Raw genomic sequence first — 15397 nt, forward strand, 5'->3', positions numbered from 1 at the left:
ACAGTTAACCTGTTGTCGCCTGCTGTAGATTGACAGATAATAGGCGGCTTTTTTATTTCAGGCCGAAAAATGACTGATTACCTACTGCTCTTTGTCGGAACTGTACTGGTCAATAACTTTGTACTGGTCAAGTTTCTGGGTCTTTGCCCGTTTATGGGGGTTTCCAAAAAGCTGGAAACCGCAATGGGTATGGGGCTCGCCACCACGTTTGTGATGACGCTGGCGTCTATCTGCGCCTGGCTGATTGACACCTGGATTTTGATTCCGCTCGATCTCATCTACCTGCGGACGCTGGCGTTTATTCTGGTCATCGCGGTGGTAGTGCAATTTACTGAGATGGTGGTGCGTAAAACCAGTCCGGCATTGTACCGTCTGCTGGGGATCTTCCTGCCGCTCATCACCACCAACTGCGCGGTGCTCGGCGTGGCGCTGTTGAACATTAACCTCGGTCATAATTTTTTGCAGTCGGCGTTGTACGGTTTCTCCGCCGCCGTCGGCTTCTCTCTGGTGATGGTGCTGTTCGCGGCAATTCGCGAGCGCCTCGCCGTGGCAGACGTTCCTGCCCCTTTTCGCGGTAACGCGATTGCGCTGATTACCGCAGGTTTAATGTCTCTGGCCTTTATGGGCTTTAGTGGTTTGGTGAAGTTGTAATGAATGCTATCTGGATTGCCGTAGTCGCCGTGAGCCTGCTGGGCCTGGCATTCGGCGCCATCCTGGGGTATGCCTCCCGCCGGTTTGCCGTGGAAGACGACCCCGTTGTCGAGAAAATCGACGAAATTTTACCGCAGAGCCAGTGTGGGCAGTGCGGCTATCCTGGCTGCCGCCCTTATGCTGAAGCCATCGGTAGTCAGGGTGAAAAAATTAACCGCTGTGCGCCGGGCGGCGAAGCGGTGATGTTGAAAATCGCAACGTTACTGAACGTCGATCCGCAACCTATCGATGGTGATGAACAAGAAGTTGCGCCAGTGCGTATGCTGGCGGTCATCGATGAAAACAATTGCATCGGCTGCACTAAATGTATTCAGGCATGCCCGGTGGATGCCATTGTGGGCGCCACGCGCGCGATGCATACGGTCATGAGCGATCTCTGCACCGGCTGTAACCTGTGCGTTGACCCGTGCCCGACGCAATGCATTGAATTACGCCCGGTCGCGGAAACACCTGACAGTTGGAAGTGGGATTTGAACACCATCCCCGTTCGTATCATTCCCGTGGAACAACATGCTTAAGTTATTCTCTGCATTCAGAAAAGATAAAATCTGGGATTTCGATGGCGGCATTCATCCGCCGGAAATGAAAACCCAGTCAAACGGTACGCCTCTGCGACAGGTTCCACTGGCGCCGCGCTTTATCATTCCTCTTAAGCAGCATATTGGCGCTGAGGGCGAGCTGTGCGTTAACGTGGGCGATCGCGTCCTGCGAGGCCAGCCGCTGACCCGTGGTCGCGGCCGCATGCTGCCCGTCCATGCGCCGACGTCCGGGAAAGTTATCGCGATTACGCCCCACTCTACCGCGCACCCGTCGGCCCTGGCTGAGCTTAGCGTGATGATTGATGCCGATGGCGAAGATCGCTGGATCGAACGCGACGGCTGGGCGGATTATCAGCGCCGCAGCCGCGAAGAGCTAATTACCCGAATTCACCAGTTCGGCGTTGCCGGGCTCGGCGGCGCGGGGTTCCCGACCGGCGTCAAATTACAGGGCGGCGGCGATAAGATTGAAACGCTGATCATCAACGCGGCGGAGTGTGAACCTTATATCACCGCTGATGACCGCTTAATGCAGGATTGCGCCGCGCAGGTGGTGGAAGGCATCCGTATCCTTGCCCATATTCTGCAACCGCGTGAGGTCCTGATAGGCATCGAAGATAACAAGCCGCAGGCCATTTCAATGCTGCGTGCCGTTCTGGCCGATGCGCATGATATCGCGTTACGCGTTATCCCAACGAAATACCCTTCCGGCGGCGCAAAACAACTTACCCAGATCCTGACCGGGAAACAGGTTCCGCACGGCGGCCGCTCTTCTGATATCGGCGTGCTGATGCAAAACGTTGGTACGGCTTATGCCGTCAAACGCGCAGTGATTGACGGGGAACCGATCACCGAGCGCGTTGTGACCTTGACCGGAGAGTCCGTCAGCCGTCCCGGTAACGTCTGGGCCAGGCTGGGGACGCCTGTCAGCCACCTGCTTAATGATGCGGGCTTCTGTTCTTCAGCCGATCAAATGGTGATTATGGGCGGCCCGCTGATGGGCTTTACCCTGCCCTGGCTTGATGTTCCCGTCGTGAAGATCACTAACTGCCTTCTCGCGCCTTCCGCCACGGAAATGGGCGAAACGCCGGAAGAGCAAGGTTGTATCCGCTGTAGCGCCTGTGCCGATGCCTGTCCCGCCGATTTGTTGCCCCAGCAGTTGTACTGGTTCAGCAAAGGCCAACAGCACGATAAAGCCACCGCACATAACATTGCCGACTGCATTGAGTGCGGCGCTTGCGCCTGGGTATGCCCCAGCAGCATTCCGCTTGTGCAGTATTTCCGTCAGGAAAAAGCGGAGATTTACGCGATCGCGCAAGAAGAAAAACGCGCGGCTGAAGCGAAAGCGCGTTTTGAGGCCAGACAGGCGCGACTGGAGCGTGAGAAAGCCGCACGCCTTGAGCGCCATAAAAATGCGGCCGCACAACCTGCGGCAAAAGATCAGGATGCCATCGCCGCAGCGCTGGCGCGCGTAAAAGAGAAACAGGCACAGGCGACTCAGCCTGTTGTCATCAACGCGGGAGAGAAGCCGGATAACAGCGCGGTTATTGCTGCCCGTGAAGCGCGTAAAGCGCAGGCGCGCGCCAGACAGGCGGAGAACATACCGGCCGCTACAGAACCCGTCGAGCCGGTCGACCCGCGCAAAGCCGCCGTCGAAGCGGCAATTGCCCGCGCCAAAGCGCGCAAGCAGGAACAGCAGACCGCTGCGGAACCTACCGAACCGGTCGACCCGCGTAAAGCCGCCGTCGAAGCGGCAATCGCCCGCGCCAAAGCGCGTAAGCAGGAACAGCAGACCGCAGCGGAACCCACCGAACCGGTCGACCCGCGCAAAGCCGCTGTCGAAGCGGCAATTGCCCGCGCCAAAGCGCGCAAGCAGGAACAGCAGGCCGCTGCGGAACCCACCGAACCGGTCGACCCGCGCAAAGCCGCTGTCGAAGCGGCAATTGCCCGCGCCAAAGCGCGCAAGCAGGAACAGCAGGCCGCTGCGGAACCTGCTGAACCGGTAGACCCGCGCAAAGCCGCCGTCGCAGCGGCGATCGCCCGCGTTCAGGCAAAAAAAGCAGCACAGCAGCAGGTTGTTAACGAGGAATAAATGGTATTCAGAATCGCAAGCTCGCCTTATACCCATAACCAGCGCCAGACATCGCGTATCATGATGCTGGTGTTAATCGCTGCGCTGCCGGGGATTGCCACTCAGCTATGGTTTTTCGGTTGGGGCACATTGTTCCAGATTATACTGGCCGCAGTCAGCGCGCTGGCCGCAGAAGCCGCCGTGCTTCAACTGCGTAAACAGCCGATCGCCGCTATCTTAAAAGACAATTCAGCATTGCTGACCGGTTTACTGCTCGCTGTGAGCATACCGCCTCTCGCCCCGTGGTGGATGGTGGTATTGGGTACCGTATTTGCCGTCATTATCGCCAAGCAGCTTTACGGCGGTCTGGGGCAAAACCCATTCAACCCAGCGATGATTGGTTATGTCGTTCTGTTGATTTCATTCCCGGTACAGATGACAAGCTGGCTCCCGCCGCATGACATCGCCGCAACGGCGCCAGGCCTTCTGGATGCGTTGCAGGTCATCTTCACCGGACACACCGCCAGCGGCGGCGACATGAATACGTTACGCATGGGCATTGACGGCATCAGCCAGGCTACGCCGCTCGATACGTTCAAAACCTCGTTACATGCCGGGCACGCCGTTGAACAGATTATGCAGTACCCCATCTACAGCGGCATGCTGGCCGGTGCGGGCTGGCAGTGGGTAAACATCGCCTGGCTTATTGGTGGCGTGTGGCTGCTCTGGCAAAAAGCGATCCGCTGGCACATTCCGGTCAGCTTTTTAGTGACGCTGGCTGTCTGCTCCACTCTGGGATGGGCATTCGCCGGGGATTCACTGGCGTCTCCGCAGTTGCATCTGCTTTCTGGCGCGACAATGCTGGGCGCGTTCTTTATTCTGACCGATCCCGTCACCGCCTCGACAACCAATCGTGGTCGTCTGATTTTTGGCGCGCTGGCGGGGTTGTTAGTGTGGTTGATTCGCAGCTTCGGGGGATACCCGGACGGTGTGGCGTTCGCCGTACTGTTGGCGAATATCACGGTGCCTTTGATTGATTACTACACCCGACCTCGCGTCTACGGGCATCGCTAAGGACACCCCATGCTAAAAACGATTCGTAAACACGGTATCACGCTGGCGCTGTTTGCCGCAGGCTCGACGGGGCTGACGGCGGCTATTAACCTGGTCACTAAATCGACGATTGCCGAGCAGGCGGTTCTCCAGCAAAAAGCGTTATTTGATCAGGTTCTGCCTGCCGATCGCTACAATAATACCTTGCAGGACAGCTGCTTTCTGGTGAATGCTCCGGCACTGGGCAAAGGCACGCACCGCATCTATATCGCCCGTCAGGACGATAAGCCCGTCGCCGCCATTCTTGAAGCCACGGCGCCGGACGGCTATTCTGGCGCCATACAGCTCCTGGTTGGCGCTGATTTCAGCGGCACGGTGCTGGGTACACGCGTGACAGAACATCATGAGACGCCTGGCCTGGGCGATAAAATTGAGCTGCGCTTATCCGACTGGATCACCCACTTCAGCGGGAAGACCATCGGCGCTGAGAACGATGCTCACTGGGCCGTGAAAAAAGACGGCGGTGATTTTGACCAGTTTACCGGCGCAACCATTACCCCTCGGGCAGTGGTCAACGCGGTGAAACGTGCGGGTCTGTACGCGCAGACCTTACCGGCGCAACTTCCTCAACTTACCGCCTGTGGAGAATAAACCATGAGCGAAATTAAAGACGTTATCGTTCAGGGCTTGTGGAAAAACAACTCAGCGCTTGTACAGCTGCTTGGCATGTGCCCGCTACTGGCTGTGACCTCCACCGCCACGAATGCATTAGGCCTCGGCCTCGCCACCACGCTGGTGTTGACGCTGACCAACCTGACAATTTCCGCCCTGCGCCGCTGGACGCCAGCGGAAATCCGCATCCCAATCTACGTAATGATCATCGCGTCCGTGGTCAGTGCAGTACAGATGCTGATCAACGCTTATGCCTTCGGCTTGTATCAGTCGCTGGGGATCTTCATTCCGCTGATTGTGACCAACTGCATCGTTGTGGGGCGCGCAGAGGCTTTTGCCGCGAAAAAAGGCCCGGCGCTGTCCGCGCTGGACGGTTTTTCCATTGGCATGGGGGCGACCGGTGCCATGTTTGTCCTCGGCTCCATGCGTGAAATCATCGGCAATGGCACGTTGTTTGATGGCGCTGACGGTCTGCTGGGCGACTGGGCGAAAGTGCTGCGCGTGGAGATTTTTCATACCGACTCGCCTTTCCTGCTGGCGATGCTGCCGCCCGGCGCTTTTATTGGTCTGGGGCTGATGCTGGCCGTGAAGTACCTTATTGACGAGAAAATGAAAAAACGCCGCGCCGAAGCCGTTGCCGCTGAGCTTCCGTCAGGTGAAACAGGGAATGTGTAATGAACAAAACAAAACGACTGGAAATATTAACGCGCCTGCGTGACAACAATCCGCACCCCACAACGGAGTTAAATTTCACCTCGCCGTTTGAGCTACTCATCGCCGTATTGCTGTCAGCACAGGCCACGGACGTCAGCGTGAATAAAGCAACCGCAAAGCTTTATCCCATCGCCAATACCCCGGCGGCCATGCTGGAGCTTGGCGTCGAGGGCGTAAAGTCGTATATCAAGACTATCGGCCTGTTCAACAGCAAAGCGGAGAATGTGATTAAGACCTGCCGGATGTTGCTTGAACTGCACAATGGCGAGGTTCCAGAGGATCGGGCGGCTCTGGAAGCGCTGCCCGGCGTCGGGCGTAAAACAGCCAACGTGGTGCTCAATACCGCATTTGGCTGGCCAACTATCGCCGTCGATACGCATATTTTCCGCGTCTGTAACCGGACACAGTTCGCCCCCGGTAAAAACGTCGAGCAGGTGGAAGAAAAACTGCTCAAGGTCGTTCCAGCGGAATTTAAAGTCGATTGTCACCACTGGTTAATTCTGCATGGCCGCTACACCTGCATTGCCCGTAAACCACGCTGCGGCTCCTGCATTATTGAAGATCTTTGCGAATACAAAGAGAAAGTCGATATCTGATGCGCCAGGGGCGACGCCGTACGCCCCGACGCATAACAATTTGTTATCCACTTCGACTCACCTGTTTACCCGACTATGATACCGGCCCGCTTCACTTTCTTAATGCAATGTTCTTTTGATTTAACACTTCACCAGGTTAATCGTTTTTTTAGAAACTGAAATTTCTATCTATACGTGATCCAGATCACGTTGATAACTTCGTGTAAAATTTTTTATCAAATACGGTTAAAATTACAACCAGATGACCTGATGATGCCTTTTCAATACAAAACATTACACTGGCTATTTTTCAGATAATGGCCTATATCACTACTTTAAACCTCAAATAGCAGAACATATCGCCAGCATCCGCTCTTTCGCCCCTCCCTGTAGTGTAAAAAACTGCCATTTTACAAATGAAGAAATTTAACGCTACATAACATTTCTCAGTCCCGATGATTCCACCATGCAAGATATATGTAACAGAGTATTACAAACCCCTTGTATGGAAGGGAAAGATAGTGAACATTACTTGCCGTTTCCCCTCCCACTATAACAATCGGACGGATGAACTTGACTCATCACGCGCCAGAACACCCCCGTTAATATGGGATGTAAAAAAAGAGGTAAAAGTGTCTACTGCAAACAATAAACCAACTGAAAGCGTCAGTTTGAACGCTTTCAAACAACCGAAATCGTTCTATCTCATTTTCTCTATTGAGTTATGGGAGCGTTTTGGTTATTACGGCCTGCAAGGAATTATGGCCGTCTACCTGGTTAAACAACTGGGTATGTCAGAAGCGGATTCCATCACCCTTTTCTCTTCCTTTAGCGCCCTGGTGTATGGTCTGGTCGCCATTGGCGGCTGGTTAGGGGATAAAGTTCTGGGCACCAAACGCGTCATTATGCTGGGTGCTATCGTACTGGCGATTGGTTATGGCCTGGTCGCCTGGTCCGGTCATGATGTTGCAATCGTCTATATGGGTATGGCGACCATCGCCGTAGGTAACGGTCTGTTCAAAGCGAACCCGTCTTCTCTGCTGTCGACCTGCTATGCCAAAGATGACCCGCGTCTGGACGGTGCATTCACCATGTACTACATGTCCATCAACATCGGTTCCTTCTTCTCTATGCTGGCGACGCCGTGGCTTGCCGCAAAATTCGGCTGGAGCGTGGCGTTTGCCCTGAGCTTCGTCGGCATGCTCATCACGGTGGTTAACTTCCTGTTCTGCCGCAGTTGGGTTAAAGATTACGGCTCAAAACCAGACTTCGAAGCGGTACATTTCGGTAAATTGCTGGCGACTATCGCAGGCGTTATCGTGCTGATCGCTATCGCGACCTGGCTGCTGCACAACCAGGGCATTGCACGTATGGTTCTGGGCGTGATCGCTCTGGGTATCGTGATTATCTTTGGTAAAGAAGCGTTCGCGATGCAGGGCGCGGCACGTCGTAAAATGATCGTCGCATTCATCCTGATGCTGGAAGCGATTATCTTCTTTGTGCTGTACAGCCAGATGCCGACGTCACTGAACTTCTTCGCAATCCGTAACGTTGAACACACAATCCTCGGTATCGCGGTTGAACCGGAGCAGTATCAGGCGCTGAACCCGTTCTGGATCATCATTGGTAGCCCGATTCTGGCGGCCATCTATAACAAGATGGGTGATACGCTGCCGATGCCGACCAAATTCGCTATCGGTATGGTTCTGTGCTCTGGCGCGTTCCTCGTTCTGCCGCTGGGCGCGAAATTCGCTACAGATGCAGGCATTGTGTCTGTTAACTGGCTCATCCTCAGCTACGGTCTGCAAAGTATCGGTGAGCTGATGATCTCCGGTCTGGGTCTGGCAATGGTTGCCCAACTGGTTCCGCAGCGTCTGATGGGCTTCATCATGGGTAGCTGGTTCCTGACTACGGCGGGCGCCAACCTGATTGGTGGCTACGTGGCTGGCATGATGGCGGTGCCGGAAAACGTTACTGACCCGCTGATGTCTCTGGAAGTTTACGGTCGCGTATTCCTGCAAATCGGTGTCGCCACTGCGGTTATCGCCGCGCTGATGCTCATCACCGCGCCGAAACTGAATCGCATGACTCAGGATGATGAAGAAAACGCGAAGGCCGCCAAAACCGCTACCGCGTAATTTTCAGGGAAACTGATATTCAGGCCGCTAACGTGCGTTAGCGGCTTTTTTTTTGCCTGATGCCGCACTACCATACGTTAAACCTCAGCAAAAAGGAGTTACCGATGAAACTGTTCTACAAACCGGGCGCCTGTTCTCTTGCTTCTCACATCACCCTGCGGGAAAGCGGTATTGACTTCACGCTGGATGGCGTTGATCTGGCGAAAAAGCGTCTGGAAAACGGCGATGATTATTTCGCGGTAAACCCAAAAGGACAGGTTCCGGCTCTGCTGCTGGACGATGGCACCTTACTGACCGAAGGCGTTGCGATTATGCAATATCTGGCAGATAGCGTGCCCGATCGTCAGCTGTTGGCACCGACAGGCACCATCTCCCGCTACAAAACGCTGGAATGGCTCAACTATATTGCCACGGAGCTGCACAAAGGTTTTACGCCACTCTTCCGCCCGGATACGCCAGAGGAATATAAACCGATTGTCCGTACGCAGCTGGAGAAAAAATTGCACTACGTGAATGATGCGCTCCAGGAAGGCCAGTGTCTTTGCGGCCAGCGTTTCACGATCGCAGATGCCTACCTTTTTACCGTGTTGCGTTGGGCGAAAGCGGTGAAGCTGAATATGGAAGGATTAAGCCATATCGACGTTTATATGGCGCGGGTCGCTGAACGCCCCTGCGTGGCGGCGGCGCTGAAGGCGGAAGGTTTGAACTAATGGTTGTTGCGCCGGATGGCGGCTGCGCCTTATCCTGCCTGTAAAATAACCCGTAGGCCCGGTAAGCATTAGCGCCTCCGGGCGCTTTGCCGGATGACGGCTGCGCCTTATCCGGCCTACAAAACAGCTCGTAGGCCCGGTAAGCGTTAGCGCCTCCGGGCACTTTGCCGGATGACGGCTACGCCTTATCCGGCCTATAAAACAGCCCGTAGGCCCGGTAAGCGTTAGCGCCTCCGGGCGCTTCGGGAAAACTCACAGCTGCGTCGCGCTGAAATAGTGTTCAGGTTTAGCAATGCGATCCTGCGCGGCCACCACCTGCAACTCGTATTCCTGCATATTTTTCGTGGCGATCATAATTTCATATACCGCCGCAGTAACGTGTTCAAGCGCTTGCTGCAACGTTGCGCCCTGCAACAGTTTTACCAGCAACAAACCGCTGGTCACATCCCCGACACCCACCGGCTGACGCATCCCGAAATCAACAAGCGGACGGCTAATATGCCAGGCTTCATCCGCCGTCACCAGCAACATCTCAAAGCGGTCGGGGCTGTATCCCGCCCGGGCGAGATGTTTAACCAGCACGACTTGCGGCCCTTCAGCGATCAGTTCCCTGGCAGCCAGTACGGCTTCATTAACATTATTGACCGCATGTTCACAGAGAATTTCCAGCTCCACCAGATTGGGCGCGATAATGTCGCTGGCCGGGAGCGCATGGCGAACGTGGAACTCAGCGACGCCAGGCGCCACGATGCACCCTTTTTCAGGATGCCCCATGACCGGATCGCAGAAATATTTCGCCTGTGGATTCGCCACTTTTACTTTACGAACAATCCCCAGAATATGCTCACCCTGCTCTGCGGAACCCAGATAGCCGCTAAGAACCGCATCGCACGTCTGAAGTTTATCAATATCCGCAATACCCTGAACAATTTCAGTCAAATGTTCGGGCGGCATAACACATCCTGTCCATTTGCCATATTGCGTGTGGTTAGAAAACTGAACGGTGTTGAGCGGCCAGACATTCGCGCCAAGACGGCGCATCGGAAATTCAGCAGCACTGTTGCCCGCATGGCCGAACACAACATGCGACTGGATGGCGAGGATATTCTTCATGTTTACCATAACCCTAAAATAATAAAGGGGCGTGGTTTCCCACGCCCCTGCTGACTTTTTATTATTTCCAGCAAATCAGACAGTAATTCTTTTTACCGCGGCGCAACAGCGTGTAGCGCCCGAATAAAATGTCGCTGTCCTGGAAGAAATATTCCGGGTCTGACTGTTTTTCACCGTTGATGGTCACCGCATTAGAGGCGATGGTTTTACGTGCCTGACCACGAGACGGTTGCAGTTCGGAATCCACCAGCGCCTGCATCAGATCGGCGCCTTTTTCCATCTCGATCATCGGCACGCCATCCTGAGCCAGTTGTTCGAAATCGGCCTCGCTGAGATCGCTCAGATTACCGTTGAACAGGCTTTCAGTGATACGTTTCGCCGCAACCAGACCTTCTTCGCCATGCACCAGGCGCGTGACCTGCTCTGCCAGCACATACTGGGCACGCGGCGCTTTACCGCTGTTCTTATCTTCTTCTTCCAGCGCATTGATCTCGGCAATGTCCATGAAGGTGAAGAATTTCAGGAAGCGGTACACGTCAGCATCTGCGGTGTTGATCCAGAACTGGTAGAACTTGTACGGACTGGTCTTTTTCGGGTCCAGCCATACCGCGCCGCCTTCGGTTTTACCGAACTTGGTGCCATCCGCTTTGGTGATCAGCGGTACGGTCAGGCCGAACACCTGGTTCTGATGCAGACGACGGGTCAGATCAATACCGGAGGTGATGTTGCCCCACTGGTCAGAGCCGCCGATTTGCAGCGTAACGCCGTGCAGTTTATTCAGGCAGGCAAAGTCATAACCCTGCAACAGGTTATAGGAGAACTCGGTAAAGGAGATGCCCTGATCGTCACGGTTCAGACGTTGCTTCACCGCTTCTTTGTTGATCATCTGATTGACGGAGAAGTGCTTGCCGATGTCGCGCAGGAAGGTCAGCACATTCATGCCGCCAAACCAGTCGTAGTTATTCGCGGCAATGGCGGAATTGTCACCACAGTCAAAATCGAGGAACGGTGCAACCTGCTTGCGGATTTTATCCACCCACTCCTGCACAGTATCTTCGGTGTTCAGTTTACGCTCAGCGGCTTTAAAGCTCGGGTCGCCAATCAGACCGGTCGCGCCGCCTACCAGCGCAACAGGCTTGTGACCTGCCTGCTGGAAGCGTTTCAGGCATAACAATGGAACAAGATGCCCCAAATGCAAGCTGTCAGCGGTAGGGTCGAAGCCGCAATAGAGCGCGATCGGGCCTTGCGCCAGTCGCTCTGCTAACGCTTCCTCGTCCGTTACCTGGGCCACCAGCCCCCGCTCTTGCAATTGTTTAATCAAGTTACTGCTTGCCATCAAAATCTCCATGTATAAAACGACTGCACCTTTGCCGGTACACGACTTTTCGCCAGACGCGAAAGGTATATAGAATAAAGCGCTGACGCACGCAGCGCTAGCGCTTAACACAACAAATTTCGGGGTTTAAGGAGCAAGCCGGTCAATTTTCCACGCGTTGTTTTCGCGCTGGTATAAAAAGCGGTCGTGTAAACGGTGTTCGCCACCCTGCCAGAACTCCATCTGTTCAATATTGACGCGGAATCCGCCCCAGAAGCTGGGCAACGGGACTTCCCCTTGCTGGAACTTCTGCTTCAGCTCAAGGAACTTGCTTTCCAGAATGCCGCGCGCAGAGATTCGGCTGGATTGTTTAGACACCCAGGCGCCAATCTGGCTGTCGCGCGGGCGGCTGTGGAAGTATTTCACCACTTCAAGCGTGGAAAGGCGTTCCGCTTTGCCAGTCACCATCACCTGCCGTTCCAGCATATGCCACGGGAACAACAGACTGATGCGCGGATTATTTTCGAGGTGATGCGCCTTACGGCTGCCCAGGTTGGTGTAAAACACCATCCCTTTTTCATCGTAATGTTTAAGCAGCACAATGCGTTGATAAGGCTGACCGTTTTCATCGACGGTGGCGACCACCATCGCGGTCGGGTCCGCCAGTCTGGCATCACATGCCTGACCCAGCCAGCGTTCGAAAAGGGTTAACGGTTCAGCGGGAAGATCGTTGCGACGCAGGCCGCCTCTGGTGTATTCACGGCGCAGATGCGCGATTTGCTGCAATTCGTCGTTATCAGACATGGTGTTCGCTACGGATTGTCAGTGGGTGGCGCTATTGTGCGCCGCCCAGGTGAAAATCTCAACGCTTCGGGTTTTGTAACTGGCAGTTATTCAGCACAATTCTGTCGCGTTTATAGACCGTTGCGCCATCGCCTTTTGACCAAAAGACGTAGATGCCGTCCGTGTAACGTGCTCCCGACGCAGACATGCCCTGTTTGAGGTTCAGCAGTTTATTGTCGTAAACAAAATTCACCTCTTGCCGGGTATTGTTCATTTTTACGGTAAGCGGTTTTTCATCACACTGATATTCCAGCGTGTCCGTTTGCATACGCTCAAGCAATTGGTTGTAGACGCTACAACCGCTCAGGAGCACAGGCAGACATACAATGAGCAGTTTTTTCATAGACATATCCCGAAGACTTTCCTGGTCCGAAGGGCAAATACGCCCTTCCTAACCCTTTCAGTTTAACGGCAGACAGGCCCGGAAAAATTCAGTTAACTCTGAGTTCGCGGGTTCGCCGGGAAAATGGCCCCCAGAATGCTGGATTCTGTGGCCCCCGTCACCGAAGGGAGGTTCCCCGGCAACCCGGCGAGCGTGCGCCACGCCAGCCAGGCAAACGCCAGCGCTTCCATATCATCGCCACTGATCCCGGCTTCATCCGTGCTGGTAACTTCCGTACCCGGCAGCAACCCGGCCAGACGCGCCATCAGCAAAGGGTTACGACTCCCGCCGCCGCACACCATCAGCCGCTCGCAGCCGCCGCTTAACAGAACCTGTTCAGAAATTGTCACTGCGGTCAGCTCAGCCAGCGTTGCCTGAATATCGCGGGGAGCGAGGCCAGGAAAGGCCGAAAGGTGGCGTTCTATCCAGCCATAGTTGAAATACTCACGCCCGGTGCTTTTCGGCGCGGGCGCTGAAAAATAGGGATCGCTCAACATATTTTGCAGTAGCGGAATTATCACTTTCCCTTCACTGGCCCATTGCGCGTCTTTATCATAAGGCTTACCGCACTGCCGCCAGATCCAGGCATCCATGAGCATATTGCCTGGCCCGGTATCGTACCCTCTTACCGGTTGACCCGGTATGAGCAAAGACAGGTTGGCGATACCGCCAATGTTCAGCACCATCCGACGCTCTGTCGGGTGCGCCAGCAACGCCTGGTGAAACGCGGGAACCAGCGGCGCGCCTTGCCCGCCCAGCGCAATATCGCGACGACGAAAATCACCGACAACCGTTATCCCGGTTCGCGCGACAATTTGGTTGTTATCACCGATTTGTAAGGTATGCGGCGCAGCGCCGGTAGGTTCATGCCAGACCGTCTGACCATGACAGCCGATGGCGACAATATCTCGCGGCCGCAGTTTTTCCTGCGCCAGCAGCGCGTTCACCGCGTCGGCAAAAAGCTGCCCGAGCTGCGTATCCAACTGGCCAAACTGGGAAAGCGTGAGTTGTTGCCCCTGGCAAATATCCAGAATGGCTTGTTTAAGATGAACGGGGATGGGCCAGGTCAGGCTCGCCTGCTGTGCGACCATCGTTTCATCAATTGCCGCCAGCACAACATCGACGCCATCAAGGCTGGTTCCAGACATAACGCCGATAAAACGGCCCGATTTCATACATCTTCCTTTTAGCGTGTTAAGCATGATTTTAGCGTTACCACTCAACCACAAAGTTTCCGCTAATACCATGCTTCATTAAGCATTTTTACCCTTCGATGCAGACGCTGACACTCTGTTCTGATAAATCTCATGGATGATTCGTTTATACTTGGTTAACCCAAATCTGATTATGATTTTCACATTGTTCCAGCAGAACATGTGCCTTTACGGTCGTATATGCCATATAATTTAACCATGAGGGATGCTTTGTGGCGTTTCATGGTGAACAGGAGATTTATAGATGATTAAACGTGTGCTGATCGTTTCACTGATGGGCTTATCTTTAGCGGGTTGTGTGAATAACGATAGCCTGTCCGGTGATGTCTATACCGCGTCCGAGGCGAAACAAGTGCAGAATGTCACATACGGCACTGTCGTTAACGTTCGTCCGGTGCAAATCCAGGGCGGTGATGACTCCAACGTGATCGGCGCTATCGGTGGTGCAGTGCTCGGTGGTTTCCTCGGTAATACCATCGGTGGCGGGACGGGGCGTTCACTGGCGACGGCCGCTGGCGCAGTCGCAGGCGGCGTAGCGGGACAAGGCGTCCAGGGCGCGATGAACAAAACTCAGGGTGTGGAACTGGAAATCCGTAAGGATGACGGCAACACCATCATGGTGGTACAGAAACAGGGCGATACCCGTTTCTCCGCAGGTCAGCGTGTTGTTCTGGCCAGCAACGGCAGCCAGGTTACTGTTTCTCCGCGCTAATCCAACAGACGTGTGGTCAGCCTCTGGCCACACGCCTTTCTTCTGCTCTTAGTTCTGAGACTGCAACTCAATAATATTGTGCTCAAGTTTCGCAATCAGCTTAATTAACAGCTCAAGTTCCTGCGGCGAAATCCCTTCCAGAATCTCTCCACGCGTTTTATTGATCACGGCTTCCATCTCTGTGATGAGCGGTTCCGCCTTCTCCGTCAGCTTAATTCGCTTGGCGCGACGATCGCTGGCGCAGGTTTGTCGTGAGATAAGCCCTTTGTCTTCAAGCTGATCCAGCGTACGCACCAGAGACGGTTGTTCAATGCCGATCGCTTTGGCTAACTGTATTTGCGACTGATCCGGCGGAAGTTGGTGAATATTATGCAGCGTTACCCAGTGTGTCTGCGTCAACTCCAGAGGTTTCAGGCGATGGTCAATCAGAGCACGCCAAATGCGCACCAACCGTGCCAGATCAGAACCTAGTGGCGATTCCAATTTCATCTCCTTATAATTAGCTTGCTAAGATATTATACTGATTTTAGAATAGTGTGCAGCATTTATATGCTCAAAACAAATGTATTGCTAAATTTGCTTACAGGTAGACATTTTTTCAGACATTATGCGGAAAAGACGTGCTGTACCTCGGTTTT

16 protein-coding genes are annotated in these 15397 nt (G+C 54.3%); 10 read left to right on the top strand and 6 right to left on the bottom strand.

Annotation, left to right across the window (positions count from 1 at the left end):
- Nucleotides 1-69: 69 nt before the first annotated feature.
- From rsxA to gstA, 9 genes are all read left to right on the top strand, one after another.
- Entirely contained in the window at nt 70-651 is a 582-nt protein-coding gene (rsxA, locus tag CKO_RS06985) for an electron transport complex subunit RsxA (RefSeq protein WP_005121199.1), read from the top strand.
- Complete coding sequence (gene rsxB, locus CKO_RS06990; RefSeq protein ID WP_012132512.1) at nt 651-1229, top strand: electron transport complex subunit RsxB; 579 nt, start codon at nt 651-653, stop codon at nt 1227-1229. Before rsxA ends, rsxB begins: the two co-directional genes overlap by 1 nt.
- On the top strand, nt 1222-3339 hold the full coding sequence (rsxC, locus tag CKO_RS06995; protein WP_012132513.1) for an electron transport complex subunit RsxC: 2118 nt from the start codon (nt 1222-1224) through the stop codon (nt 3337-3339). The genes rsxB and rsxC overlap by 8 nt, the downstream gene beginning before the upstream one ends.
- On the top strand, nt 3340-4392 hold the full coding sequence (gene rsxD, locus CKO_RS07000) for an electron transport complex subunit RsxD (RefSeq protein WP_012132514.1): 1053 nt from the start codon (nt 3340-3342) through the stop codon (nt 4390-4392).
- Nucleotides 4393-4401: 9 nt separating this feature from the next.
- Nucleotides 4402-5022, top strand: a complete 621-nt coding sequence (rsxG, locus tag CKO_RS07005) for an electron transport complex subunit RsxG (protein ID WP_012132515.1) — start codon at nt 4402-4404, stop codon at nt 5020-5022.
- Nucleotides 5023-5025: 3 nt separating this feature from the next.
- A complete protein-coding gene (locus tag CKO_RS07010) occupies nt 5026-5718 on the top strand; it encodes an electron transport complex subunit E (protein ID WP_012132516.1) in 693 nt (230 codons plus the stop codon).
- Nucleotides 5718-6353 (top strand): endonuclease III, encoded by a 636-nt coding sequence (gene nth / locus CKO_RS07015; RefSeq protein ID WP_012132517.1) that lies wholly within the window; start codon nt 5718-5720, stop codon nt 6351-6353. The genes CKO_RS07010 and nth overlap by 1 nt, the downstream gene beginning before the upstream one ends.
- 611 nt (nt 6354-6964) lie before the next feature.
- Entirely contained in the window at nt 6965-8470 is a 1506-nt protein-coding gene (dtpA, locus tag CKO_RS07020; RefSeq protein WP_024130362.1) for a dipeptide/tripeptide permease DtpA, read from the top strand.
- Between the two features lie 104 nt (nt 8471-8574).
- A complete protein-coding gene (gstA, locus tag CKO_RS07025) occupies nt 8575-9180 on the top strand; it encodes a glutathione transferase GstA (protein WP_024130363.1) in 606 nt (201 codons plus the stop codon).
- A 252-nt stretch (nt 9181-9432) separates the two neighbouring features.
- On the opposite strand, the gene pdxY is transcribed toward gstA, so the two are convergent.
- The 5 genes from pdxY to anmK all read right to left on the bottom strand — a co-directional run bounded on the left by pdxY (nt 9433) and on the right by anmK (nt 14008).
- The gene (gene pdxY, locus CKO_RS07030; RefSeq protein WP_024130364.1) at nt 9433-10293 is read right to left on the bottom strand and encodes a pyridoxal kinase PdxY; all 861 of its coding nucleotides are present in this window, start codon (nt 10291-10293) and stop codon (nt 9433-9435) included.
- A 61-nt stretch (nt 10294-10354) separates the two neighbouring features.
- Nucleotides 10355-11629 carry a tyrosine--tRNA ligase gene (tyrS, locus tag CKO_RS07035; RefSeq protein ID WP_024130365.1) on the bottom strand — a complete coding sequence of 425 codons (1275 nt, stop codon included), beginning with the start codon at nt 11627-11629 and terminating at the stop codon, nt 10355-10357.
- 126 nt (nt 11630-11755) lie between these two features.
- A complete protein-coding gene (gene pdxH, locus CKO_RS07040) occupies nt 11756-12412 on the bottom strand; it encodes a pyridoxamine 5'-phosphate oxidase (protein ID WP_012132522.1) in 657 nt (218 codons plus the stop codon).
- A 58-nt stretch (nt 12413-12470) separates the two neighbouring features.
- Complete coding sequence (mliC, locus tag CKO_RS07045; protein ID WP_012132523.1) at nt 12471-12800, bottom strand: C-type lysozyme inhibitor; 330 nt, start codon at nt 12798-12800, stop codon at nt 12471-12473.
- 86 nt (nt 12801-12886) lie between these two features.
- The gene (gene anmK, locus CKO_RS07050; protein ID WP_024130367.1) at nt 12887-14008 is read right to left on the bottom strand and encodes an anhydro-N-acetylmuramic acid kinase; all 1122 of its coding nucleotides are present in this window, start codon (nt 14006-14008) and stop codon (nt 12887-12889) included.
- 283 nt (nt 14009-14291) lie between these two features.
- Here anmK and slyB point away from each other — a divergent pair, with 283 nt between their 5' ends.
- On the top strand, nt 14292-14759 hold the full coding sequence (gene slyB, locus CKO_RS07055) for an outer membrane lipoprotein SlyB (protein WP_012132525.1): 468 nt from the start codon (nt 14292-14294) through the stop codon (nt 14757-14759).
- 48 nt (nt 14760-14807) lie between these two features.
- Here slyB and slyA read toward each other — a convergent pair whose 3' ends face one another.
- Nucleotides 14808-15248: a transcriptional regulator SlyA gene (gene slyA / locus CKO_RS07060; RefSeq protein WP_012132526.1), complete on the bottom strand. Its 441-nt coding sequence runs from the start codon at nt 15246-15248 to the stop codon at nt 14808-14810.
- Between the last annotated feature and the right edge of the window lie 149 nt (nt 15249-15397).

The organism is Citrobacter koseri ATCC BAA-895 (assembly GCF_000018045.1).
Classification (GTDB): domain Bacteria; phylum Pseudomonadota; class Gammaproteobacteria; order Enterobacterales; family Enterobacteriaceae; genus Citrobacter_B; species Citrobacter_B koseri.

Excerpts from the sequence above, each read along its gene's own strand:
- anmK (WP_024130367.1), bottom strand. The coding sequence starts at position 14,008 with ATGAAATCGGGCCGTTTTATCGGCGTTATGTCTGGAACCAGCCTTGAT.
- slyA (WP_012132526.1), bottom strand. The coding sequence starts at position 15,248 with ATGAAATTGGAATCGCCACTAGGTTCTGATCTGGCACGGTTGGTGCGC.
- pdxY (WP_024130364.1), bottom strand. The coding sequence starts at position 10,293 with ATGAAGAATATCCTCGCCATCCAGTCGCATGTTGTGTTCGGCCATGCG.
- rsxD (WP_012132514.1), top strand. The coding sequence starts at position 3,340 with ATGGTATTCAGAATCGCAAGCTCGCCTTATACCCATAACCAGCGCCAG.
- mliC (WP_012132523.1), bottom strand. The coding sequence starts at position 12,800 with ATGTCTATGAAAAAACTGCTCATTGTATGTCTGCCTGTGCTCCTGAGC.
- nth (WP_012132517.1), top strand. The coding sequence starts at position 5,718 with ATGAACAAAACAAAACGACTGGAAATATTAACGCGCCTGCGTGACAAC.
- rsxC (WP_012132513.1), top strand. The coding sequence starts at position 1,222 with ATGCTTAAGTTATTCTCTGCATTCAGAAAAGATAAAATCTGGGATTTC.
- rsxA (WP_005121199.1), top strand. The coding sequence starts at position 70 with ATGACTGATTACCTACTGCTCTTTGTCGGAACTGTACTGGTCAATAAC.
- rsxG (WP_012132515.1), top strand. The coding sequence starts at position 4,402 with ATGCTAAAAACGATTCGTAAACACGGTATCACGCTGGCGCTGTTTGCC.
- CKO_RS07010 (WP_012132516.1), top strand. The coding sequence starts at position 5,026 with ATGAGCGAAATTAAAGACGTTATCGTTCAGGGCTTGTGGAAAAACAAC.
- gstA (WP_024130363.1), top strand. The coding sequence starts at position 8,575 with ATGAAACTGTTCTACAAACCGGGCGCCTGTTCTCTTGCTTCTCACATC.
- rsxB (WP_012132512.1), top strand. The coding sequence starts at position 651 with ATGAATGCTATCTGGATTGCCGTAGTCGCCGTGAGCCTGCTGGGCCTG.
- tyrS (WP_024130365.1), bottom strand. The coding sequence starts at position 11,629 with ATGGCAAGCAGTAACTTGATTAAACAATTGCAAGAGCGGGGGCTGGTG.
- slyB (WP_012132525.1), top strand. The coding sequence starts at position 14,292 with ATGATTAAACGTGTGCTGATCGTTTCACTGATGGGCTTATCTTTAGCG.
- pdxH (WP_012132522.1), bottom strand. The coding sequence starts at position 12,412 with ATGTCTGATAACGACGAATTGCAGCAAATCGCGCATCTGCGCCGTGAA.